Raw genomic sequence first — 23,709 nt, 5'->3', positions numbered from 1 at the left:
GTTAGTTCATTTTTTTAGTGATGCAAAAATAGGAATAATATTAATATTTATAAGTCTTTAATAGCAGCTTCGGCACAACGCTCGCCATCCATAGCTGCAGAAACAATACCACCTGCATAACCGCCGCCTTCACCACAAGGGAATAAACCTTTAATTTGTGGGTGTTCTAATTGGGCGTTTCTAGGGATGCAAACGGGCGATGAGGTTCTTGATTCTACGCCAACAATATTAGCTTCGGACGTATAATAACCCTTCATTTTTTGTCCGAAAGCCTCAAAACCTTTTCGCAATCTGCTACCAATTAATTTAGGTAAAAGGGAATGTAATGGTGCTGAATTTAAACCCGGTTGGTAGGACGTAGGATTCAAATTAGGAGATAATCGCCCTTCAACAAAATCGGTTAGGCGTTGTGCAGGCGCTACCTGACTTCGACCACCAGCAGTATATGCCATACGTTCCAAGTTTTTTTGGTATTCCAAACCTTTTAGTGCGCCAAAGTGTTCGTATTTAGGTAAATCCCTATGGACATCGATTTCAACGACAATACCCGAATTCGCAAATAAGTTATTTCGTTTTGAAGGTGACATACCGTTCACAACGACTTCACCATTGGCTGTTGCTGCAGGGACAATAAATCCGCCTGGGCACATACAAAACGAATACACACCACGTTCGTTCACTTGCTGCACCAAACTATAGGAAGCTGCGGGTAACAACTCATGGCGTTCCCCACTGCAGTGGTATTGAATGGCATCGATAATATGTTGCGGATGTTCCACACGAACCCCCATAGCAAACGATTTGGCTTCTAAAGCGATTTCTTTTTTATGAAGTAGGTAAAAGATATCACGAGCTGAATGACCAGTTGCTAAAATAACACGGTTAGCTGGCATGTCATCGCTATTGTTTAATTGAATGGCTTGAATTTTATTGTTTTTTATAATGAAATCGGTAACACGTGTTTCAAAATGAATCTCGCCACCATATTTTAAAATAGTCTCTCTTATATTTTGAACAACTTTAGGCAATTTATTGGTACCGATATGTGGATGGGCATCAACCAAAATTTGGTCGGTAGCGCCATGAAACACCAAGTTTTCAAAAATTCGGCGTACATCGCCACGTTTTAAACTTCGGGTGTATAACTTTCCATCGCTGTACGTGCCTGCTCCTCCTTCGCCAAAGCAATAATTAGAATCTTCATTAACAAAGTGGTCTTGATTGATGGCTCTTAAATCTCGACGGCGGTCTTTTACATTTTTGCCCCTTTCCAAAACAATGGGTTTAAAACCAAGTTCAATACAGCGTAAAGCGGCGTACATACCCGCAGGTCCGAAACCAATAATGTGGACAGCTTTTGATTTTGAAACATCTTTATAGTCGAATTGGTATTCGGATGTTTTGGGTAATACTTCTCGAATGTAAACAGCTACTTTATAGTTAAAGATGATTTTAGGCTTTCGTGCATCAATAGATTTACGAAGTACTTTAACCCCTGTAATATCTTCTTTGTCAATATCAAGGATATGAGATGCTTTTTGTACCAAAATATCGCTGCGTTCTTCTTCTTTAAGTGAAATACGAAGCTGAAGTTCTTTTATCATGTGGCAAAATTAGTGAAATTTGAGGCACTAGATAAAAAGAATTTATCAGTAATATTTTGTTGGCTCTTAGAGATTGTTTAAGTTTTACCCTTTGGTTCTTTTATGTGCCTTTTTCTAAAAAACAGAAAAAGGCAAGATGAGTTCTATGTTTAATTCAACATTATATTCTTGCACAACAATTGTGTTATTAGTTCCTGATTTTGAAAATGACTCTGAAACAAAAGATTTATTTATTCTTTTAACTGCAATTCAATAGTAACAAGGATGATTTTTAGTGCTTTTATGATACAAGTCTAAAAAAGACTTAATCAAGGTTTTTCCCTCTTTAAAGCCATTATAGGCCATGCTTTATTGTGCTATAATCGCCTTGAACTTAGATTGCAATAACTTCCATAAAAAACAAACGTCTTTAAAAGGGCGCATTTATATCCTGCTTTTATAAAATTATGGGCTAGTGCAGCTGTTGTTATACACAGGCTTTTTTCTACGTGTAGTTATTATTCAATTCGCTTAGCAGTTTTACCTATTTTTATTATTTTGTATAAGGACAAATTTTGAGTAGGATCCGATGGGTTTGGGTCTTTAATCATTTTAATATCTCCATTTTTATCAAGAGCTAGATTATACTGTCCATCCCAATACCAAAGATTTAGAATTCCTCTTGCTAATTGCCCTTCATGGCTTTCTCGGTCTTGTGTTTTTATAATAAAAAATGGATAATCTTTATCTGGTATTTCATTTTTAAATTCAATTGTCATTATTCCGTATGGTTTTTCAGGATTTTCCCATTTTCCAACAAATCTGTCTCCGATATTAGTTTTTTTTGCGCAGGAAAGGAAAATTGTAAACAAAATTAAAGTGGTGAATCTTCTCATGGTTGTCAGTTTAATCTTGTGTATGACTATCTATAACAGTCAGTTATGGGTTTAGTTAATGTTTTCTGTTAAGCACTGACGTTAGCAATTACGGCGGATTCGGACGTAGTCGAATCCACCGTAATTGCGGTTATCCCCAACAATTTTTCTGCGTATTTTATTCAATTCCGCTATTTTCTGTTCGTCCGATTTGTCCGTGAAAAAGATAACTATTTCTCGATTCTGTCCGTTATACTCAACTTTTGCCTTAAATATTTATGTTCGCCATTAGTTCCAGTCGATTGTATTTTGAATTCAGTCAATTCGGTTTCAAAGTCAGTTGTTTTCCCAAATAAACTCCAATGGTTTTCAAAACTGTCTCGACTTATTTCTATTGTCTCGAAATGACCTTTAAAATCCGCCAATAACAAATTGTTATCAGTCCAATAGCCATAGTTATTTTTGAATGGCATTTTTACAATTATTCGCCCGTCTTTATCCATTCCGATTTCACGTTCTGGAATTCCAGTTTCGTCGTCCAATTCTACCAGCCAAGTTTCTACAGAATCAATTTTGTTTTCAAAATCAGGATTTGCTTTAGGGATTAGTGAATTTAAAATTCCAACAATTGCTTTTTTAATATTCCGTTTTACAACTCCGTCTGATTTAGAATTGTGTTCGTTTTTTGGAACTTTAAATTGTATGTATGTCGTTTTTTTTAAAATAATAGTTTATGCTCTTACATACGTTAAAAATGTAAAATCGAATTCATTTTTGTCATCTTTTTTATGAAAAACTGAATTTGTTTTTTTCCAAATCGTGGCGTCTATTTCAGGGAAAAAGGTGTCGGCAGGAAATGATTCATGAACGCGAGTTAGTTCAATTTTATCAGCAACTAAAATAGCTTGCTTGTAAATTTCACCACCGCCAATAACATATGGTTGCGGGTCGTTTGCGGAAACTTTAATAGCCTCTTCCAACGTATGGACCAATACAACGCCTTCTGGAACTTTGTAATTTGAATTTCTGGTTATTACAACATGTGTTCTATTTGGTAATGGATTAGGGAAGCTTTCAAATGTTTTACGCCCCATAATAATATGATGCCCACTGGTTAGGTTCTTAAACCGTTTTAAATCGTCACTTATGTGCCAAATTAATTTATTGTGCTTGCCAATGGCATCGTTTTCGGCGGCTGCCACAATTATTGTCAGTTCTTGTTTTGGAACATTAGAAATTTCTTTTTTTTGTACTGAAGGTATGTCTTTAGGGAGTTCTTGTTTAAGTTTTTCAATACGATCTTGTTGTTTGGCAACTAATTTATTAAGTTGTTGTTGTTCCCAAGCCTTACCCATAAATTTATGGGTAATAAAGACACTAAATAAGTGATAAACAAATAAAAATAGCCAAATAAGAATGGCATAAACAAACCAATTTAGGTCAAATAACTTGAAATTCTCACCAATACCTAAAAGGGTATTCGCAATTATTAAAAATACGGAGCCTATTAAAAACACAACAAAATGAATGTATAACCGCTTTTTTTGTTTGATGCGTTTTTGCGCATTTTGAATAAGTTCTAACTGGTCTTTATCTATTTGTGGGATGTCTTTCTTTTTACCGAACATAATACTTGAAAATATTTGTAAAGTTAATGCTTTTTCATGATTCTTAAATGATATATTCAGAATCTTAATAGGACTGAATTATATAAAACGTTTTTGGTTAAAAGTAGCTGAAAATCAACAATAAACAGGTATTTTGTATTGATAATAATACAATTAATGTGCTTTGAATATTGTTAACTTTAAATTTTTATGAATTGATATTATTAAATTGATAATTCTTTGTTGTTTAGTGTATTAAAAGCCCTTACCTGAGTAATTGTTTTATAAATTTGCAGTATAAACAACACAAAAAATATTAATTATGGCTATTACAAAACAATATTTAAAAAGTAAACCAGTTTGCAAAGTAACGTTTTCTATACTGGCAGAAGATGCTGAAAAGGTATCGGTTGTAGGAAGTTTTAATGAATGGGATGCAGAAGCAACACCGTTAAAAAAACTAAAAAATGGAATTTTTAAAACTACTTTAGATTTAGATAAAGATAGTTCTTATGAATTTAAATATTTAATAGACGAAACAGTATACGCTAACGATGATGCTGCTGATGCTTACGTGTGGAACGATTTTGCTTCTGCCGATAACAGCGTAATAAATGTTTAGTTAAATCCCTAAATCAAATAAAAGAGGCAGTCTAAAAAATCTAGTTCTATGCCATATTGAGCTTGTTGGATATTTTAACTTACTGGTAATCAATATTAACCTGACAAATTAAATTTAAAGAACTTTTTAGACAGCCTCTTTTATTTTCTTGCTTTTGGTACTCTTTTTGGGTTTTTAATATTGAAAACAATAGGTAATGAATAAGGTACAGTTACAGGTTTTCCTCTTTGATAACCAGGTTTGTCCATTTTAGGAATTAATTGAATAACTCTTGTGGCTTCTTCTTCTAATACGGGATGCATTGCTCTTGATCTAATATCAACAATATTGCCTTCCTTATTTATTTTGAAAATCACGTTAATTCTAACTTTGCCATCCGGTATGCCTAAACCGTTAGTAATTTTAGTGTTAAAATTTCTTGCGATATGTTTTGATATTGATGTTGACATGCAGTTTCTAAGTTCTGTATTGGTCATAGAATCATCACAACCTTTATAAACAGGAACATGTTCAATGACACTAAAAGCTACTGTGCCAGAATTGTTGTCTTTATTTAAACTATCAATTTCCTTTTCTTGAGAAAGTGAAGTTGCGCTTACGATTAGTGCAAACAGAACTAAAGTTTTCTTCATAAATGATAGTTAAATAGCAACAATGCCTTTTATATGTGGGTGTGGGTTATAATCAACCAAAGTAAAATCTTCAAAAGTAAAATCAAAAATGTCCTTAACGTTTGGGTTTAATATCATTTTAGGAAGTGGTCTTATATCTCTAGAGAGTTGCAATTCCAATTGCTGATAGTGATTACTATAAATATGGGCATCTCCGAAAGTATGAATAAATTCTCCTGCTTCATAGCCGCAAACCTGTGCCACCATCATGGTGAATAAAGCATACGATGCAATATTAAAAGGCACTCCAAGAAAAATGTCGGCACTACGTTGATAGAGTTGCAAAGATAATTTTGGTTTAGCATTTGCACCTGCCTCGGGAGCTGGAGGGCTTACATAAAACTGAAAAAATGCATGGCATGGGGGTAATGCTGCTTTGCCATTAGCTACATTTTCACTAAACGATTTAGACGTATCTGGCAATACCGATGGATTCCAAGCCGAAACCAACATGCGCCGGCTGTTTGGGTTTTTCTTTAAAGTGTCGATGACCTCTTTAATCTGGTCAATCTCATCACTATTCCAATTACGCCATTGGTGACCGTAAACGGGTCCTAAATTACCATGTTCATCAGCCCATTCATTCCAAATACGTACACCATTTTCGGTTAAATATTTAATGTTCGTATCGCCTTTTAAAAACCAAAGTAGTTCGTAAACGATCGATTTTAAATGCAGTTTTTTGGTAGTAACCATGGGGAACCCTTCACTTAAATCAAATCGCATTTGGTATCCAAAAACACTTTTAGTACCAGTACCTGTGCGGTCTCCTTTTTCATTGCCGTTCTCTAAAACGTGTTTTACTAAGTCATGATATTGCTTCATAATACTTCCTGCGAAAGCAGGAATCTTTTTTAAAATTCAACTAAATTATACAAAAAATAAAAATATAAAAAAGCTTCAAATCAAAATAATTGAAGTCCCATTATATATAAAAAGTTATTAACTAAGATTGAACTCATTTAAAGTTTTTCAATTTGCTAAAAAATTGCTGATTTCAGCTCTGTTTTTGCCTTTTTTTCCATCCGTAGCTTTTCCAACGCGACAAGCTGGCTCCTTCTCTAAAAAGGTTTACTAAACTTTTTCTTTACGCTCGGCCCTAACTCAAAAAAGCCTTCAACAGAACTAAACCCCTAATTTTCGCTTAATTTCAAAAACTTTAAATGAGTTTCATTAATAAGATTCCTGCCTCCGCAGGAATTAGGCTATCCAATAATCATGCCTGCAATAGTGGCCGAAACTAAAGACGCAATGGTACCACCAAGCAATGCTTTCATGCCAAATTGCGATAAGGTTTTGCGTTGTCCTGGTGCTAAGGAACCAATACCGCCAATTTGAATGCCTATAGAAGCAAAGTTAGCAAAGCCACATAGCATATAAGTAGCCATGATTACAGATTTTTCGTAGTTTAAATGTGTGGCATTAGCAATGTCTTTTAAATCTCGAAGTTGAATGTAGCCTATAAATTCACTAGCAGCTATTTTTATGCCAAGTAGTTGTCCCATCATCATCATATCTTCTTTGGCTACTCCTATAAGCCACATTAATGGAGCAAAAGCATAACCTAAAATAAGTTCTATCGAAAGATTTTGATATCCCGTATTATTTAGGATCCATTCATTTATGGTAGAAATATCACCTATCCAACCTAGAATACCATTGAACATGGCTATAAATGCAACAAAAACCAAAAGCATGGCACCAACATTTACAGCTAGTTTTAAACCTTCGGTAGTTCCATTAGCAATGGCGTCTAAAAAGTTAGAGCCAATTTTTTCTTGAGAAACTGTTACATCAGTATTTATATCTTCTGTTTGGGGATATAATATTTTAGAAACAATAATAGCTCCAGGTGCCGCCATAACCGATGCTGCTAAAAGATGTTTAGCGTAAAAAAGTCTTAGTAAAGGGTCGTCCCCACCTAAAAAGCCTATATATGCAGCCAATACAGCTCCAGCAACAGTTGCCATACCGCCAATCATGACCAAAAGCATTTCCGATTTGTTCATTTTTTCTAAATAGGCCTTAATTAAAAGCGGTGCTTCGGTTTGACCTAAAAAGATATTTCCAGCAACGCTTAAACTTTCGGCACCAGAAACTTTTAAGGCTTTTGAAAGTAACCAAGCCATAGCTTTTACTACTTTTTGGATGATTCCTAAATAAAACAAAACAGAGGTTAAAGCTGAGAAAAATATGATAGTAGGCAATACTTGAAAAGCAAAAATAAATCCGAAAGTATCCATGTCGACTACCAATCCTTCGAATAGAAATTTGCTGCCTGCTCGCGTAAAATCTAATACACTTACAAAAAGTCCTCCCACAAATTCGAAAATAGATTTAATAAATTCAACTTTTAAAACACCAATAGCTATTAGAAGTTGAAAAGCGAGCCCAATACCAACAATTTTCCAATTGATGGCTTTGCGGTTACTGCTAAATAAAAAGGCAATAAAAATTAAAGAAACCATGCCTAAAGCGCCCCGCCAAAGACTGCTTGTTGAAAAACCTTGACTTGGTATAATGGAAGCAATCATTAAAGTGGTCGTTCCTGTTTTGGTTTCCGCTGTATTAACTTTTAAGGAATCAACAGTGTTGTGTTGTGATGAGAGTACCTCTGTTTTTGTGTTTAAAACTGTATTTTGGAAGGTGGTCTTATCTTTGTCTTGTGCTGCTATTGATGATGTTAATACTAATAAAATAAGCGCAATAGACAAAAATATTTTTTTCATATAGATATGAGTAATTTTATGATTTATTCTCGTTTTGAAATTTCGTCACGAATATGTGCTGCCCTTTCGTAATCTTCATTTGCAACGGCTTCGTCTAATAAAATATGTAATTCTTGGAGTGTTTTTCCTTTGAAATTTTCGCGTGGTGCGTTGGGTTCAAGTTCATTCGCAATTAACTCGTCCATTAAAACACTGTCTTGAGCATCTTCCTCTTCATTCTCTTTTTTCGGATTAACCTTTAAATAAATACCAGCTTTATCAAGTATGTTTTTATAAGTAAAAATAGGCGCATCAAAACGAAGAGCCAAAGCAATGGCATCACTGGTTCTGGCATCTATAATTTCTTCTATTTTATCACGTTCGCAAATTAAACTCGAGTAAAAAACGCCATCAACCAATTTATGAATAATCACTTGTTTGACCACTATGTCGAATCTGTCGGCAAAATTTTTAAATAAATCGTGTGTTAATGGTCTTGGTGGTCGAATTTCTTTTTCTAGAGCAATAGCAATGGATTGTGCTTCAAAAGCACCAATAACAATGGGTAATTTTCGGTCGCCATCTACTTCGTTTAAAATCAATGCGTAAGCGCCGTTTTGGGTTTGGCTATAGGATATTCCTTTTATATTTAATCTTACTAAACTCATAAATTTATGAAAACGCAAAGAACTGTTTAAATTAGGACTTTACCAACTGCAAAAGCAGATTTAAAAATATAATGCTAATTTAAGCAGTTCTTTAAACAATACAAGTTATAAAAAAATAATTTATTGTTGCGCTTTAAAAGCTTTTAATTTATCAATAAGCTCAGGAATAACCGTAAAAGCATCACCAACAACGCCATAATCGGCAGCTTTAAAAAATGGTGCTTCAGCATCGGAGTTTATTACAACTTTCACTTTTGAAGCGTTAATACCTGCTAAATGTTGAATAGCACCTGAAATTCCAATGGCAATATATAAATTGGAAGCCACAGGTTTTCCAGTTTGCCCAACGTGCTCACCATGAGGCCTCCAACCTAAGTCAGAAACCGGTTTAGAGCATGCTGTTGCAGCACCTAAAACAGAAGCTAATTCTTCAATCATGCCCCAGTTTTCTGGGCCTTTTAAACCACGACCACCAGAAACAACTATTTCGGCATCAGCGATACTTACTTTGTTCGATGCTTTATCAATCGATTCTACTTTAATGCCTAAGTCTGAAATTACAGGCGAGAAATCTTCTGCGGAAGCGTTACCACTTTTTTCAACCAACCCAAATGAGTTATTGGAAACACCAACAATTTTTACATCGGTATTTATGGTGGTCATTTCAAAAGCTTTATTAGTAAAAGCAGTACGTTTTACTGTAAAAGGCGATGTACTTGAAGGAGCATTAATAACGTTTGAGGCATAGCCTGCATTTAACCTAACAGCTAAAAGAGGTGCTAAATACTTGCTATTAGCGCTAGAACTTAAAATAATGATTTTTGTAGCTTCTTTTTCTGCCGCTTGTTGTATAGCTTCGGCATAGCCTTTTGCATTAAAAGCATCTAGTTGTGTATTCGATACGTTTAAAACTTTATCAACACCATAATTTCCTAATTCCGACGTGTCATTGGCATTTATAGCGATAGCTGTAACAGTAGTGCCTAATTGGTCGGCAACGGCTTTGGCATAAGAAGCCACTTCAAAAGCTACTTTTTTAAATTTTCCTTGTTCTGATTCTGTATATACTAAAACTGACATATATCTATTATTTTTTCATTCCCACGAAAGTGGGAATCCCATGATTTTATATTAAATTTATAATTTATCAAGCAGCAAATTCCAATTACTCAGTCTTGGATTTGAAGTTTGTCTATCGGCTTTAAATAACTTTAGCTTCGTTGTGAAGTAAGTTTATTAATTCATCTAAATTATCTGGAGACACTAATTTTACTGCACCCTTTGGAGCTGGTTTTTCAAATTTCACAGAAGCTGTTTTGTTATTTGCGTCAACAGGTTCTAAAACCGTCAAAGGTTTTTGGCGTGCCATCATAATTCCTCTCATATTTGGGATGCGTAAATCGCTTTCTTCAACCAAGCCTTTTTGACCACCAATGACTAATGGCAGGGACGTTGATAAGGTTTCTTTTCCTCCATCAATTTCTCTAATTGCTTTTGCTGTGTTTCCATCAACTTCTAAGCTAATACAGTTGTTCACAAAATTAGCATCAATTAATCCTGCAATCATGCCAGGTACCATACCGCCGTTATAATCGATAGATTCACGACCAGCAATGACTAAATCGTATCCACCATCTTTTACCACATGAGCTAATTGCTTAGCCACCGAAAATCCGTCAGTAGCAGCAGTGTTTACACGTATCGCTCCATCGGCACCAATAGCCAGGGCTTTGCGTAGGGTAGGTTCGGTTTCTGCGCCCCCTACATTAACAACAGTAACATGAGCGCCTTGTTTTTCTTTAAACCACATGGCACGTGTTAAACCAAATTCGTCGTTTGGGTTGATTACAAATTGCACGCCATTGGTGTCAAATTTTGTGTCGCCTTCGGTAAAATTAATTTTGGATGTAGTGTCTGGTACATGACTAATGCACACTAATATTTTCATAGTTATGATGTATTTAATAGATGTAAATTTATTCAGGCTACGAAGTTAATTATTTTATTCTGAATATTTGCTATGCGTGCATAATAAATTTTAAATAATTCTTTTAAAAAGGTAAATCATTTATTGCTATTTTTGCAACTTGAATTAAAATAAATTTAATGAAGACAATTCAATTTAGAGAAGCTATTTGTGAAGCTATGAGTGAAGAAATGCGTAGAGATGAAAGCATTTACTTGATGGGTGAAGAAGTAGCAGAGTACAATGGTGCCTACAAAGCATCAAAAGGGATGTTAGATGAATTTGGACCAAAGCGTGTAATCGATACACCGATTGCTGAGCTAGGTTTTGCAGGAATAGCGGTAGGGTCAACCATGACGGGAAACAGACCAATAGTAGAGTATATGACCTTTAACTTTTCTCTTGTTGGTATTGACCAAATAATAAATAATGCTGCAAAAATCAGACAAATGTCTGGTGGACAGTTTAAATGTCCTATTGTTTTTCGTGGACCAACAGCATCTGCAGGGCAATTAGGAGCAACGCATTCGCAAGCTTTTGAAAGTTGGTTTGCTAATACACCTGGTTTAAAAGTAGTGGTGCCATCAAATCCATACGATGCAAAAGGCTTGTTAAAAGCAGCGATTCGTGATGATGACCCTGTTATTTTCATGGAAAGTGAGCAAATGTATGGTGATAAAGGCGAAGTGCCAGAAGGTGAGTATATATTGCCTTTAGGTGTTGCTGATATTAAACGCGAAGGAACGGATGTGACTATTGTTTCTTTCGGAAAAATCATCAAGGAAGCCTACAAAGCAGCTGATGAATTAGAAAAAGAAGGCATTTCATGTGAGATTATCGATTTGCGTACAGTGCGCCCTTTAGATAAGGAAACAATTTTAAAATCGGTTAAGAAAACCAATAGATTGGTAGTTTTAGAAGAAGCATGGCCTTTTGGAAACGTTTCAACAGAAATTACATATATTGTACAATCGGAAGCATTCGATTATTTAGATGCACCAATTGTAAAAATTAATACAGCTGATACACCAGCACCATATTCACCAGTTTTGTTAGCAGAATGGTTGCCAAACAGTGATGAGGTTGTTAAAGCTGTAAAAAAAGTATTGTATAAATAAAACAACAATTTTTACGTTATATAAACTTCATTAGCGCAATTGTTAATGAAGTTTTTTGTATTATGAACCCAAAGCTACTCTTTACATTTTTTCTCTTCGGAATTATTTCCACATTCGCACAAACCAAAGTAAGTGGTTATGTGTTTGATGAGGACAATCAACCTATTTCATTTGCCAACGTTATATTTAAAGGCTCAACACAAGGTACCATAACCGATGAAAATGGTAAATTCTATATGGAATCTACCGATACTTGGAATGCATTAATAGTGTCTTTTTTAGGTTACGAAACTTTAGATGTTCCTTTGACGAAAAAGGTTAATTACGAATTAAAATTCATACTTAAAGAAGCGGCATCAGAATTGAGCCAAGTGTTTATTGTGGCTGGAAAACAATCTAAAAAGAACAATCCAGCGATTGATTTGCTTCGGAAAATATGGGAACACAAACGTAAGAATGGTTTAAAACATTTCAAGCAGTACGAATACAACAAATACGAAAAAGTGGAATTCGATATCAATACCATCGATAGTGCGCTTATAAAAAGCAAACTATTTAGAGGTATGGAATTTGTTTTTAATGAAGTAGATACTTCGCGGGTTACTGGTAAAACTTACTTGCCTATGTTTATTAACGAAGCTGTTTCAACAGTTTATGGCGATAATCTTATTAGTAAAGAAAAGGAAGTTTTGAAGGGAAATAAAAATTCCGGATTTAACGATAACCAAGTAATTATTGACTTTGTTGATGATTTATATTCAGATTATGATGTGTATGATAATTACCTGAGGTTTTTCGACAAGAGTTTTGTAAGTCCGTTGTCAAGAACAGGAATAAACACCTATAATTATGTGTTAAAAGACAGTACATTTATAGATAGTAAATGGTGTTACAATATTATTTATTATCCACGTCGTAAAAACGAGCTTACTTTTAAAGGCGATTTTTGGGTAGCCGATACCACCTTTGCTATTAAAGAAATAAAGCTTCAAGCCTCGAAAAGCGCAAATATTAACTGGGTAAAAGAAATTTATATTGAACAGGAATTTGAAGTTTTAAACGATTCTATTTTCCTTGTAAAGCGCGATTATATGATGAGTGATTTTGCTTTTAATAAAAAGGAAAAATCAAGAGGTGTCTATGGCAAGCGAACAACTTTATACGATAATTATAAATTTGATATTGAAAAGAACAGGAAGTTTTACGATACGGAAGTTTATAATTACGACAAAGATGTGTACGACCGCGATGATAGCTTTTGGTCAGAAAACCGTTTGGAAGCTTTAAATAAAGACGAAAAAGGTGTTTACAAAATGTTAGACACTTTAAAAACCGTAAAAAAATTTAAAAGACTTTATAATTTAGGAAGCATTTTAGCATCGGGATATATAGAGTTTAATGAATTGCCTTTAGATTATGGACCTATTTTCTCTACTTTTGGCTTTAATGAAGTTGAAGGTATGCGTTTGCGTGCAGGAGGACGTACTTACTTTGGGAAAAATGACTTGTGGCGTTTGGAAGGATTTTTGGCCTATGGATTTAAAGACGATAAATTTAAATATGGCATTTCAGGAAAATGGCTATTAGATAAAAAAAACCGCTTAATTATTTCTGGAGGAAATAGGCGTGATGTAGAGCAAACAGGTGCCAGTTTAACAACCAGTACCGATGTTTTAGGCAGAAGTTTAGCCTCCTCATCGGTTGTTGGAACGGGATCAAACGATAAATTAACCTCTATAAATTTAACCAGTTTAGCGGTTGAATTAGAACCTTGGAGAAATCTTGTTTTTAGATTTGGTGCAAATTACAGAACCTTAGCATCGGCATCGCCAACCTTTAGTTTAGATTATAATACACCAACAGGTATTGAATCTGAAGTCAAGCAATACGAATCTACTTTTTCAGTATCCTATTTTCCAAAACGAAAAATGACAGGCTTTGGTGTCGAACGTCTTCATGCCAACGATGATTATGCTAGTGTTTTTGCGCAAGTAAGTCGTGGCGATAAAAGTTTGTTCAGTAGCGATTTTAATTATACAAAAGTTCAGTTTTCATACATACAACCTATGCAAGTAGGCGGTTTTGGAAGGTTAACAACGACCATAGAAGCAGGCAAGACTTTTGGAGAGGTGCCTCTTGGATTATTAAATGCTATTCCAGGAAATCAGTCGTATTTCTCAATATATAATACATTCTCTCAGTTGGATTATTACGAGTTTGTTTCCGATACCTATACGTCACTGCAATTAGAGCATAATTTTAACGGACGTTTCTTCTCTAGAATTCCGTTTTTAAGAAAATTGAACCTACGTGAAATTGTAGGCATTCGAGGCGTTTGGGGTGAAGTATCCCAAGAAAATAAAGACTTAAACGCTTCAGGTTTAATTTATCAATCGCCAAGTGATAAAATGTATTACGAGTACAGTTTTGGGGTTGGTAACATTTTTAAAGTGTTTAGAATAGATTTTAACTTTAGAGGCAATTATTTAGATGAAGTTAAGAATCCCGATGCTCGCAAATTTGGTATTACAGGGTCTTTCGGTTTTCATTTTTAACAATGGTATAAAGCAAAAAAAAAAGACTGTGCTATAAACAAGGACAGTCTTTTTTTTATCTTCAAAGAAAGGTTTACAAGCCAAAAGCTTTTTTTACTTTATCTACATAGTCTAATTTTTCCCAAGTAAATAGTTCAACATCCAACGTGATGCTTTCGCCATTTGGTTGACTAAATGTTTTGGTAACCGTTTCGTTTTTACGTCCCATATGTCCGTAAGCAGCGGTTTCGCTATAAATTGGTGCGCGTAGTTTTAAGCGCTCTTCAATAGCATACGGGCGCATATCAAAGATGTTAGAAACTATTTCGGCAATTTCGCCATCGGTCATGTTAAAAGGGCATGTGCCATACGTGTTAATAAAAATACCCATAGGCTCTACCACGCCAATAGCATAACTCACCTGTACCAAAACTTCATCGGCAACCCCTGCAGCTACTAAGTTTTTGGCAATGTGTCGTGTAGCATAGGCTGCACTACGATCTACTTTACTTGGGTCTTTTCCAGAAAAAGCACCGCCACCATGAGCTCCTTTTCCACCGTAGGTATCAACAATAATTTTGCGTCCTGTAAGTCCAGTATCTCCGTGTGGACCACCAATTACAAATTTACCCGTTGGATTTATGTGATATTTGATGTCGTTGTTAAATAACGCTTGTATGCTTTCTGGTAATTTAGAAACCACACGAGGAATTAAAATAGCAACGATGTCTTTTCTAATTTTAGCAAGCATGGTATCATCATCAGCAAAATCATCGTGTTGTGTGGAAATCACAATGGCATCGATACGCTGCGGAATGTTGTCATCGCTATACTCAATAGTTACCTGACTTTTAGAATCGGGTCTTAAATAGGCAATGTCTTTGCTTTCGCGGCGTAAATCGGCTAGTTCTTTTAAAATTCTATGTGATAAATCCAAAGCCAATGGCATGAAATTTTCGGTTTCATTGGTAGCGTAACCAAACATCATACCTTGGTCGCCCGCACCTTGCTGCTCTTTGGTAGCTCTGTCCACACCACGGTTTATATCATCCGATTGTTCATGTATAGCCGAAAGTACCCCACACGAATTGCCATCGAACATATATTCGCCTTTAGTGTAACCAATACTGTTTATGGTATCTCTAGCAATTTTTTGAACATCTAAATAGGTATGTGATTTCACCTCGCCAGCAAGAATTACTTGCCCCGTTGTAACAAGCGTTTCGCAAGCTACTTTCGAGTCTTTATCAAATGCTAAAAAGTTATCAATTAAAGCATCACTAATTTGATCTGCTACTTTGTCTGGGTGTCCTTCAGAAACACTTTCAGAAGTAAATAAATACGCCATTTTTATATTTATGCAGGAGATTTGACGATAACGTCGAAGGAAGTTTACACTGCCTTTAGCATTTTTACTTGTGCTGAACTTGTTTCAATATCTCCATAGATGAGGAAGAAATAAGTTTAGTACAAAGAGGTTGCAATCAGTCAAATCTTTCCTCTATTATTGTGGTGCAAAAGTAAAAAAATAAAAGTAAAAGCAAATTCTTTTTTACTTTTTTAACTAATAAGTTGGCTATTAGATTTTAATTTTAAATATTTGCTTTTTAAAAATGAATAAACAAATATTAAATAGCATTTCTGTCAATGTCGTTGTGATTATTTCGCATCGATAGGAAGGCTTATTTATAAACGATAGTAATTATTAAGAGCCTTCTGTAAAACGGAAGGTTTTTTTATGGATTATTTTTCAATTTTGAACATCATAGAAATAATGTATTAAGTTATTGTAATACAGTTATTTAAATTATTTTTAAAGCTTATGGATTTAACCTTGGAATATAAAAAACATGCTATATAAAAAGCTAATAAATTATTTTCGGAGCTTATTTATAGATTGTAGAGTTTTTAATAAAAATCTTAAATCAATAATAGAATAAATAAGTAAAAAGACAAAACGTAAAATTATCTGCAATAAAGATGAAAGAACTTAATAAATATAGTAGTAGATTAACGCAAGATGTGTCTCAACCAGCATCCCAAGCCATGTTATACGCCGTAGGTCTGACAGATGAAGACATGCAAAAAGCCCAAGTAGGTATTGCAAGTACCGGGTATGATGGCAACCCATGTAACATGCACTTAAACCATTTAGCTTCAGAAGTGAAAATCGAGTGTAAAATAGCTGGTTTAGTTGGTTTAGGATTTAATACTATTGGGGTTAGTGATGGGATATCTATGGGAACTTCTGGTATGAACTATTCTTTGGCCTCAAGAGATATTATTGCAGATTCGATAGAAACCGTTATGAATGCACAAAGTTATGATGCTCTTATATCGGTGGTTGGTTGTGATAAAAATATGCCGGGAGCGGTCATCGCTATGTTGCGTTTAAATCGTCCATCAATAATGATGTATGGTGGTACCATCGCATCAGGAAAATATAAAGGAAGAAAACTTAATATTGTTTCGGCTTTTGAAGCTCTAGGTCAAAAAGTTGCGGGTGAAATTGATGAAGAAGAATATAGGGAAATTATAAAAAGAGCTATCCCAGGAGCTGGAGCATGTGGTGGTATGTACACGGCAAATACGATGGCTTCCGCAATAGAGTGTATGGGCTTTTCTTTGCCATATAATTCTTCTATTCCAGCAGAAAACCCTAATAAATTGTCAGAAAGCGAAAGAACGGCCATAGCCATTAAAAATCTTTTAGAACTGGATTTAAAACCTTTAGATATTATTTCCAAAAAGTCTATTGAAAATGCCATTGCACTAGTAAATGCACTTGGAGGTTCTACAAATGCTGTTTTACATTTCTTGGCAATTGCCCATGCTGCTGATATTGAATTTACTTTAGAAGATTTTCAACGTGTTAGTGATAGAACACCTTTAATAGCAGATTTAAAACCTAGCGGTAAGTATTTAATGGAAGATGTTCATGGTATTGGAGGGACTCCTGCTGTCATGAAATATTTACTAGATAATGGCTATCTACATGGCGACTGTTTAACAGTAACAGGAAAAACGTTGGCAGAAAATTTAAAAGATGTTGAACCGCTTAAGTTTGAAAACGACCAGGATGTTATTTATCCAAAAGATAAAGCATTAAAATCTTCTGGTAACCTTCAAATTCTTTATGGAAACCTTGCAGAAGAAGGCGCCGTAGCTAAAATTTCCGGTAATGAAGGGTTGTTATTTGAAGGTAAAGCCGTGGTATATGATGGTGAACAAGCTGCTAATACAGGTATCTCTAACGGTGAGGTAGAAAAAGGTGATGTGGTAGTCATTCGTTATGTAGGTCCTAAAGGAGGTCCAGGAATGCCGGAAATGTTAAAACCAACATCTCTAATTATGGGAGCAGGTTTAGGGAAATCTGTAGCTTTAATTACAGATGGACGTTTTTCTGGAGGTACCCATGGATTTGTTGTAGGTCACATCACGCCTGAAGCTCAAGAAGGAGGAACTATAGGGTTGCTAAAGACCGGAGACAGCATTAGAATTAGTGCGGAAGACAATTCAATTAATGTGCTTCTTTCAGACGAAGAGTTAGCCAAAAGAAGATCACAATGGACTGCCCCAGAGTTAAAACATAAAAAAGGAATTTTATATAAATATGCAAGATCGGTATCATCAGCTTCAAAAGGCTGTGTTACTGATGCATTTTAATTCCTGCGAAGGCAGGATCTCATGTCGCCCCGGGAATACCTGAAAATAAAATATTTTTTATTACAAAGGAACAAGTGAAAACTTGTCGAAGGGTTAAAATAAGATAAACATGGACACACAAACAGTAAATAAAAAACAAGAAGTGGCACAAGAAACCATACGTATTACAGGAAGTGAAGCCATTATAAGATGCTTAATAGCAGAAGGAGTTGATATTCTTTATGGATATCCAGGCGGTGCTATCATGCCGGTTTATGATGAGTTATATAAATTTAGAGATCAAATTCATCACGTATTAACACGTCATGAGCAAGGTGCTACACATGCGGCACAAGGTTTTGCACGTATTTCTGGTAGAGTTGGTGTTGCCATGGCGACCTCGGGACCAGGAGCTACTAACCTTATTACAGGAATTGCCGATGCGCAAATAGATTCAACGCCGTTGGTGTGTATTACAGGACAAGTGTTTTCGCATTTATTAGGAACAGATGCTTTTCAAGAAACCGATATTATTGGTATCTCTACGCCTGTTACTAAGTGGAATCATCAAATTACTAAATCTTCCGAAATTCCAGAGGTTTTAGCAAAAGCTTTTTATATAGCCAAAAGCGGCCGTCCAGGACCAGTGTTAATTGATATTACAAAAGATGCGCAGGTAGGCGAACTGGATTTTAAATATGAGAAATGTACAGGTGTAAGAAGTTATACGCCCGTTCCTAAAACAAATCCTGAATCGCTTTCTGCAGCAGCTGAATTAATTAATTCTGCAAAGAAACCATTCATAGTTTGGGGTCAAGGTGTTATTTTAGGTCAAGCAGAAAACGAATTAAAAGCTATTATAGAAAAGGCTGGTATTCCTGCTGCGTGGACCATTTTGGGGGCTTCGGCGTTACCTACGTCCCATCCATTAAATGTAGGTATGGTAGGGATGCACGGTAATTATGCGCCAAATATGTTAACAAACGAGTGCGATGTGCTTATTGCTATTGGGATGCGTTTTGACGACCGTGTAACAGGAAGTTTAAATACCTATGCCAAACAAGCTAAAATTATTCATTTTGATATTGACCCAGCTGAGATTGACAAAAATGTAAAAACAGATGTAGCAGTTTTAGGTGATTCAAAAGATAGTTTAGCTAGATTGCTGCCTTTGTTAAACGCAAACAAACATACAACATGGCTGCAAAAATTTAAGGATTTGTATGCTATTGAATTTGAAAAAGTTATAAAAGACGATATTTCTCCAGTTAAAGAAGGTTTAACCATGGGAGAAGTCTTAAAACAAATAAATATAGAAACTAAGGGAAATGCAGCTATTGTGTCCGACGTAGGGCAACATCAAATGATTGCGTGCCGCTATTCTGAATTTAATGTGACTAAAAGTAATATTACTTCGGGCGGCTTAGGAACTATGGGCTTTGCACTACCAGCGGCCATTGGTGCTAAAATGGCGGCTCCAGATAGAGAAGTGGTGGCTATTATTGGTGATGGTGGTTACCAAATGAATATTCAGGAATTAGGTACTATTTTTCAGCAAAAAGTACCTGTAAAGATTGTGGTGTTAAACAATGAATTCTTAGGAATGGTACGCCAATGGCAACAATTGTTTTTCGACAAACGTTATGCGTCTACTGAAATGACGAACCCCGATTTCGTAACCATTGCTAAAGGCTATTATATTGAAGGAAAACGTGTAAAAAAACGTGAAGAACTTGCTGCTGCGGTTAAAGAGATGATTGCTTCTAAAGAGTCATATTTCCTTGAGGTTTGTGTAGAAAAAGAAGATAATGTATTTCCAATGATACCTTCAGGAGCATCGGTTTCAGATATCCGTTTAAGTTAGGGTAAATATTAGAAAATAGACAAAAGAATAAAGAATATAGAGTCAAGAACCAAGAGAGCAGAATATGTCTTTTCTCTTTTTTCTCTACTCTTTTATCTTAAAAATAAAGAATGAAGAACCAAGAATAAAGAACTAAGAGAACAGAATACATCTTTTCTCTTTTTCTCTAATCTTTTATCTTTTTAAAAATGAACGAAGAAATAAAAACATTCACGATTTCAATTTATACCGAAAATAACATTGGTTTATTAAATCGGATATCAGCTATTTTTCAACGCAGACATATTAATATTGAAAGCTTAACAACCTCGCAATCAGAAATTGAAGGTGTAAACCGTTTTGTAATCGTTGTAAATATTACAGAATCCCAAGCCAAAAAAATTATTGGTCAGTTTGAAAAACAAGTAGAAGTCATAAGAGCTTATTACCATAAAGACGAAGAAACTATTTATACCGAGTCTTGTATGTTCAAAATAAAGTCGGCTTTATTATTTGAAGAGCCTCAAATTCAAAATATAATTAAAGAAAGCAATGCCAGAATTGTTACCGTAAACAAAGCGTTTTTTGTACTGGAAAAATCAGGAAGAAGAAACGAAATTGAATCTTTACGTAGGGATTTAAATGTTTTTGGCATTATGCAATTTGTTCGAGCAGGACGTATTGCCGTAACAAAAGATGAAATGAAAGTAACTGAAGCGCTATTGGCCTTCAATAATCAATAATAACTAAAATTAAAAATGGGAAATTATTTTAACACACTATCGTTAAGAGATAAATTAACTCAATTGTCTAAATGTAGATTTATGGACGCTTCAGAGTTTGAAGATGGTGTAAACGCTTTAAAAGGTAAAAAAATTGTTATCGTAGGGTGTGGTGCTCAAGGTTTAAACCAAGGGTTGAACATGAGGGATTCTGGATTGGATATTTCTTATGCATTACGTGCTGAAGCCATTGCAGAAAAACGTAAATCATTTGTAAATGCATCAGAAAACGGATTTAAGGTTGGAACTTACGAAGAGTTAATTCCAACAGCAGATTTAGTGTTAAACTTAACACCAGATAAGCAACATACAAGTGTCGTAAAAGCGGTCATGCCTTTAATGAAAAAGGGCGCAACATTATCGTATTCTCACGGTTTTAATATTGTTGAGGAAGGCACGCAAATACGTGAAGATTTAACGGTTATTATGGTGGCGCCAAAATGTCCAGGAACTGAAGTAAGAGAAGAATATAAAAGAGGTTTTGGTGTGCCAACACTTATAGCCGTACACGAAGAAAACGATCCAGAAGGAAAAGGTTGGGCGCAAGCAAAAGCTTATGCTGCTGCAACAGGTGGTGATAGAGCTGGTGTATTGGCATCGTCTTTTGTTGCTGAGGTGAAATCAGATTTAATGGGAGAGCAAACGATTCTTTGTGGGTTGTTACAAACAGGATCTATTCTTTGTTTCGATAAAATGATTGAAAAAGGAATTGATGCTGGATATGCTTCAAAATTAATTCAGTATGGTTGGGAGACTGTTACAGAAGGTCTTAAATATGGTGGTATTACCAATATGATGGATAGACTTTCTAACCCAGCAAAAATTAAAGCTTTTGAATTATCTGAAGAATTAAAAGACATCATGCGTCCATTATTCCAAAAACATATGGATGACATTATGGAAGGAAGATTTTCTAGTGGTATGATGGCAGATTGGGCTAATAATGATAAAGATTTATTAGGATGGAGAGCTGCAACAGCCGAAACGGCGTTTGAAAAAACACCTGCCGGAAATGTTGAAATTTCAGAACAAGAATACTACGATAACGGTGTGTTAATGGTCGCTATGGTAAGAGCAGGTGTTGAATTAGCTTTTGAGGCTATGACAGATTCTGGTATAATCGATGCATCTGCTTACTACGAGTCGTTACACGAAACGCCACTTATTGCTAATACGATTGCAAGACGTAAATTATACGAAATGAACAGTGTTATTTCTGATACTGCTGAATACGGTTGTTATTTGTTCGATCATGCTTGTAAGCCATTATTGGCAGATTTTATGAAGAAAATCGATACCGATGTTATTGGTAAAGCGTATGCTAAAGACAATGGTAAAGCAGTAGATAATGCAAAATTAATTGCTGTAAACAAAGCATTAAGAGAACACCCAGTTGAAAAAATAGGGTCTTTCTTAAGAGCTTCTATGACGGCTATGAAGCCTATAGTATAGTAATAGTAAATAAAATTAATTTTTTAGACCTGCAAGGTTTCAAAAACCTTGTAGGTTTAAAAAAAAAGAAAACCTTGTAGGTTTAAAAAAGAAAACCAGACCTCACAGGTTTTTAAAACCTGTGAGGTCTTTTATAAAAATTCATTAATGGACAAGGAGAAACAGACATATTTTCCTAGTATTAAAGATATAAAAGTAGCTGCCGATATCATTCAAAAAGTATCGGCAGTTACGCCTTTAAGCCCTAGCTTTAGATATTCAAAACGGTTTGAAGCAAATATTTTATTGAAACGGGAAGACCTTCAACAGGTGCGTTCATATAAAATAAGAGGGGCGTATAATAAAATAAGTTCGCTTACTGCGGAAGCGTCCCAAAATGGCGTAGTTTGTGCCAGTGCGGGTAACCATGCCCAAGGTGTTGCGTTATCATGCAAACTATTAAAAATTAAGGGATCTATTTATATGCCTGCACCAACACCCAATCAAAAAGTGGAGCAGGTTAAAATGTTTGGAGAAGATTTTATAGAGATTAAACTTATTGGCGATACCTACGACGATGCATATCACGCAGCCATGTTGGAATGCGAACAGCAGCAAAAAATATTTATCCATCCTTTCGATGATAAAAAGGTTATTGAAGGGCAGGCAACGATAGGTCTGGAAATTTTAGAGCAAACAAATGTCCCTATCGACTATGTGTTTATTGCTGTTGGTGGTGGCGGATTAGCTGCAGGTTTATCAACTGTTTTTAAAGAATTATCACCAAACACAAAAATTATTGGCGTGGAGCCAGAGGGTGCACCGTCTATGCTAACTTCAATAAAGAATAACAGAAACACTACTTTAAAACATATTGAAAGATTTATTGATGGTGCAGCTGTTAAGCGTGTTGGAGATTTAACATTCAATATCTGCAAAGAAAATCTTCATGATATGATTACGGTTCCAGAAGGTAAGGTATGTGAAACTATTTTGGAACTTTATAATAAAGATGCTATTGTAGTTGAACCTGCTGGTGCATTAAGTATTGCAGCTTTAGATTTTTATGCTGAAGCTATTAAAGGCAAGAATGTCGTTTGCGTAGTAAGTGGTAGTAATAATGATATTACACGTACCGCGGAAATAAAAGAACGTGCCTTGTTATATGCCAATTTAAAACATTATTTCATTGTGCTGTTTCCACAGCGTGCTGGTGCCTTAAAAGAATTTGTGGTCGATATTTTAGGACCCAATGATGATATTACCCACTTTCAATACACCAAGAAAACGAATCGTGAAAATGGTTCAGCGGTAGTGGGGATTCAATTAAAATCGGCTGCCGATTTAGAACCATTAATTACTAAAATGAAACAACGTAATTTTTATGGAGACTATCTAAACAATAAACCCGATTTATTTCAATTCTTGGTTTAAACCTTGTTTTTTTCTTTTTGGATTCAATGGTCGAAAACGTTTGAGTTTTATACATTTTCTTTGCATGTAAATAATACGTTAAGAATTTGATATTTTTTTAAGAGGGCTTCCTTTTTTAAAAGTGATTGTACCAAATTATAGGTATATTAGCATTAGAAACTGTTTAAGTTTTGTTTATTGATGTTTTTTTGAATTATTTTTGAGTCAGATGAGGTGTATTTT

General features: G+C 35.1%; 19 protein-coding genes. 8 read left to right on the top strand and 11 right to left on the bottom strand.

Annotated features, from left to right (window positions below; genetic code table 11):
- Nucleotides 1-47 precede the first annotated feature (47 nt).
- From ACGLWY_RS03385 to ACGLWY_RS03370, 4 genes are all read right to left on the bottom strand, one after another.
- Complete coding sequence (locus tag ACGLWY_RS03385; protein ID WP_396618257.1) at nt 48-1,604, bottom strand: NAD(P)/FAD-dependent oxidoreductase; 1,557 nt, start codon at nt 1,602-1,604, stop codon at nt 48-50.
- 497 nt (nt 1,605-2,101) lie between these two features.
- Nucleotides 2,102-2,479: a hypothetical protein gene (locus ACGLWY_RS03380; protein ID WP_396618256.1), complete on the bottom strand. Its 378-nt coding sequence runs from the start codon at nt 2,477-2,479 to the stop codon at nt 2,102-2,104.
- Between the two features lie 209 nt (nt 2,480-2,688).
- Entirely contained in the window at nt 2,689-3,000 is a 312-nt protein-coding gene (locus ACGLWY_RS03375; protein ID WP_396618255.1) for a hypothetical protein, read from the bottom strand.
- Between the two features lie 189 nt (nt 3,001-3,189).
- Entirely contained in the window at nt 3,190-4,086 is an 897-nt protein-coding gene (locus tag ACGLWY_RS03370; protein ID WP_396618254.1) for a dihydrofolate reductase, read from the bottom strand.
- A gap of 301 nt (nt 4,087-4,387) precedes the next feature.
- On the opposite strand from ACGLWY_RS03370, the gene ACGLWY_RS03365 reads away from it, so the two are divergent.
- A complete protein-coding gene (locus tag ACGLWY_RS03365; RefSeq protein WP_396618253.1) occupies nt 4,388-4,687 on the top strand; it encodes an isoamylase early set domain-containing protein in 300 nt (99 codons plus the stop codon).
- A 140-nt stretch (nt 4,688-4,827) separates the two neighbouring features.
- Here the strand turns inward: ACGLWY_RS03365 and ACGLWY_RS03360 are convergent, their stop codons facing one another.
- The 6 genes from ACGLWY_RS03360 to ACGLWY_RS03335 all read right to left on the bottom strand — a co-directional run bounded on the left by ACGLWY_RS03360 (nt 4,828) and on the right by ACGLWY_RS03335 (nt 10,682).
- A complete protein-coding gene (locus ACGLWY_RS03360; protein WP_396618252.1) occupies nt 4,828-5,319 on the bottom strand; it encodes an energy transducer TonB in 492 nt (163 codons plus the stop codon).
- Nucleotides 5,320-5,328: 9 nt separating this feature from the next.
- Nucleotides 5,329-6,183, bottom strand: coding sequence for a thymidylate synthase (locus tag ACGLWY_RS03355; RefSeq protein WP_396618251.1), 855 nt, complete (start codon nt 6,181-6,183; stop codon nt 5,329-5,331).
- A 380-nt stretch (nt 6,184-6,563) separates the two neighbouring features.
- The gene (locus tag ACGLWY_RS03350; RefSeq protein ID WP_396618624.1) at nt 6,564-7,892 is read right to left on the bottom strand and encodes a NupC/NupG family nucleoside CNT transporter; all 1,329 of its coding nucleotides are present in this window, start codon (nt 7,890-7,892) and stop codon (nt 6,564-6,566) included.
- Nucleotides 7,893-8,110: 218 nt separating this feature from the next.
- Nucleotides 8,111-8,734 (bottom strand): bifunctional nuclease family protein, encoded by a 624-nt coding sequence (locus ACGLWY_RS03345; protein ID WP_117174977.1) that lies wholly within the window; start codon nt 8,732-8,734, stop codon nt 8,111-8,113.
- Nucleotides 8,735-8,854: 120 nt separating this feature from the next.
- The gene (locus ACGLWY_RS03340) at nt 8,855-9,814 is read right to left on the bottom strand and encodes an electron transfer flavoprotein subunit alpha/FixB family protein (RefSeq protein ID WP_396618250.1); all 960 of its coding nucleotides are present in this window, start codon (nt 9,812-9,814) and stop codon (nt 8,855-8,857) included.
- Between the two features lie 121 nt (nt 9,815-9,935).
- Nucleotides 9,936-10,682 carry an electron transfer flavoprotein subunit beta/FixA family protein gene (locus ACGLWY_RS03335; RefSeq protein ID WP_396618249.1) on the bottom strand — a complete coding sequence of 249 codons (747 nt, stop codon included), beginning with the start codon at nt 10,680-10,682 and terminating at the stop codon, nt 9,936-9,938.
- A 158-nt stretch (nt 10,683-10,840) separates the two neighbouring features.
- Here ACGLWY_RS03335 and ACGLWY_RS03330 point away from each other — a divergent pair, with 158 nt between their 5' ends.
- Both ACGLWY_RS03330 and ACGLWY_RS03325 read left to right on the top strand, forming a co-directional pair.
- A complete protein-coding gene (locus tag ACGLWY_RS03330; RefSeq protein WP_396618248.1) occupies nt 10,841-11,818 on the top strand; it encodes a pyruvate dehydrogenase complex E1 component subunit beta in 978 nt (325 codons plus the stop codon).
- A gap of 62 nt (nt 11,819-11,880) precedes the next feature.
- Entirely contained in the window at nt 11,881-14,373 is a 2,493-nt protein-coding gene (locus ACGLWY_RS03325; RefSeq protein ID WP_396618247.1) for a DUF5686 family protein, read from the top strand.
- 73 nt (nt 14,374-14,446) lie between these two features.
- Here the strand turns inward: ACGLWY_RS03325 and metK are convergent, their stop codons facing one another.
- Nucleotides 14,447-15,700: a methionine adenosyltransferase gene (gene metK, locus ACGLWY_RS03320; protein WP_396618246.1), complete on the bottom strand. Its 1,254-nt coding sequence runs from the start codon at nt 15,698-15,700 to the stop codon at nt 14,447-14,449.
- Nucleotides 15,701-16,332: 632 nt separating this feature from the next.
- On the opposite strand from metK, the gene ilvD reads away from it, so the two are divergent.
- From ilvD to ilvA, 5 genes are all read left to right on the top strand, one after another.
- Nucleotides 16,333-18,018: a dihydroxy-acid dehydratase gene (gene ilvD, locus ACGLWY_RS03315; protein WP_396618245.1), complete on the top strand. Its 1,686-nt coding sequence runs from the start codon at nt 16,333-16,335 to the stop codon at nt 18,016-18,018.
- Nucleotides 18,019-18,127: 109 nt separating this feature from the next.
- The gene (gene ilvB / locus ACGLWY_RS03310; RefSeq protein ID WP_396618244.1) at nt 18,128-19,861 is read left to right on the top strand and encodes a biosynthetic-type acetolactate synthase large subunit; all 1,734 of its coding nucleotides are present in this window, start codon (nt 18,128-18,130) and stop codon (nt 19,859-19,861) included.
- A 188-nt stretch (nt 19,862-20,049) separates the two neighbouring features.
- Complete coding sequence (gene ilvN, locus ACGLWY_RS03305; RefSeq protein ID WP_396618243.1) at nt 20,050-20,583, top strand: acetolactate synthase small subunit; 534 nt, start codon at nt 20,050-20,052, stop codon at nt 20,581-20,583.
- A gap of 15 nt (nt 20,584-20,598) precedes the next feature.
- Nucleotides 20,599-22,074 (top strand): ketol-acid reductoisomerase, encoded by a 1,476-nt coding sequence (ilvC, locus tag ACGLWY_RS03300; RefSeq protein WP_396618242.1) that lies wholly within the window; start codon nt 20,599-20,601, stop codon nt 22,072-22,074.
- A 147-nt stretch (nt 22,075-22,221) separates the two neighbouring features.
- Entirely contained in the window at nt 22,222-23,487 is a 1,266-nt protein-coding gene (gene ilvA / locus ACGLWY_RS03295; protein ID WP_396618241.1) for a threonine ammonia-lyase IlvA, read from the top strand.
- Nucleotides 23,488-23,709: the final 222 nt, after the last annotated feature.

The organism is Mariniflexile sp. HMF6888, assembly GCF_044335535.1.
Taxonomy (GTDB): Bacteria; Bacteroidota; Bacteroidia; order Flavobacteriales; family Flavobacteriaceae; genus Mariniflexile.
The sequence above is the reverse complement of the archived record's forward strand: the minus strand, read 5'-3'. Positions and strand labels throughout refer to the sequence as shown.

What these genes read in the sequence shown, in the direction of transcription:
- ACGLWY_RS03385 (WP_396618257.1), bottom strand. Translation starts at nt 1,604, where the DNA reads ATGATAAAAGAACTTCAGCTTCGTATTTCACTTAAAGAAGAAGAACGC.
- ACGLWY_RS03380 (WP_396618256.1), bottom strand. Translation starts at nt 2,479, where the DNA reads ATGAGAAGATTCACCACTTTAATTTTGTTTACAATTTTCCTTTCCTGC.
- ACGLWY_RS03370 (WP_396618254.1), bottom strand. Translation starts at nt 4,086, where the DNA reads ATGTTCGGTAAAAAGAAAGACATCCCACAAATAGATAAAGACCAGTTA.
- ACGLWY_RS03365 (WP_396618253.1), top strand. Translation starts at nt 4,388, where the DNA reads ATGGCTATTACAAAACAATATTTAAAAAGTAAACCAGTTTGCAAAGTA.
- ACGLWY_RS03360 (WP_396618252.1), bottom strand. Translation starts at nt 5,319, where the DNA reads ATGAAGAAAACTTTAGTTCTGTTTGCACTAATCGTAAGCGCAACTTCA.
- ACGLWY_RS03355 (WP_396618251.1), bottom strand. Translation starts at nt 6,183, where the DNA reads ATGAAGCAATATCATGACTTAGTAAAACACGTTTTAGAGAACGGCAAT.
- ACGLWY_RS03350 (WP_396618624.1), bottom strand. Translation starts at nt 7,892, where the DNA reads ATGATTGCTTCCATTATACCAAGTCAAGGTTTTTCAACAAGCAGTCTT.
- ACGLWY_RS03345 (WP_117174977.1), bottom strand. Translation starts at nt 8,734, where the DNA reads ATGAGTTTAGTAAGATTAAATATAAAAGGAATATCCTATAGCCAAACC.
- ACGLWY_RS03340 (WP_396618250.1), bottom strand. Translation starts at nt 9,814, where the DNA reads ATGTCAGTTTTAGTATATACAGAATCAGAACAAGGAAAATTTAAAAAA.
- ACGLWY_RS03335 (WP_396618249.1), bottom strand. Translation starts at nt 10,682, where the DNA reads ATGAAAATATTAGTGTGCATTAGTCATGTACCAGACACTACATCCAAA.
- ACGLWY_RS03330 (WP_396618248.1), top strand. Translation starts at nt 10,841, where the DNA reads ATGAAGACAATTCAATTTAGAGAAGCTATTTGTGAAGCTATGAGTGAA.
- ACGLWY_RS03325 (WP_396618247.1), top strand. Translation starts at nt 11,881, where the DNA reads ATGAACCCAAAGCTACTCTTTACATTTTTTCTCTTCGGAATTATTTCC.
- metK (WP_396618246.1), bottom strand. Translation starts at nt 15,700, where the DNA reads ATGGCGTATTTATTTACTTCTGAAAGTGTTTCTGAAGGACACCCAGAC.
- ilvD (WP_396618245.1), top strand. Translation starts at nt 16,333, where the DNA reads ATGAAAGAACTTAATAAATATAGTAGTAGATTAACGCAAGATGTGTCT.
- ilvB (WP_396618244.1), top strand. Translation starts at nt 18,128, where the DNA reads ATGGACACACAAACAGTAAATAAAAAACAAGAAGTGGCACAAGAAACC.
- ilvN (WP_396618243.1), top strand. Translation starts at nt 20,050, where the DNA reads ATGAACGAAGAAATAAAAACATTCACGATTTCAATTTATACCGAAAAT.
- ilvC (WP_396618242.1), top strand. Translation starts at nt 20,599, where the DNA reads ATGGGAAATTATTTTAACACACTATCGTTAAGAGATAAATTAACTCAA.
- ilvA (WP_396618241.1), top strand. Translation starts at nt 22,222, where the DNA reads ATGGACAAGGAGAAACAGACATATTTTCCTAGTATTAAAGATATAAAA.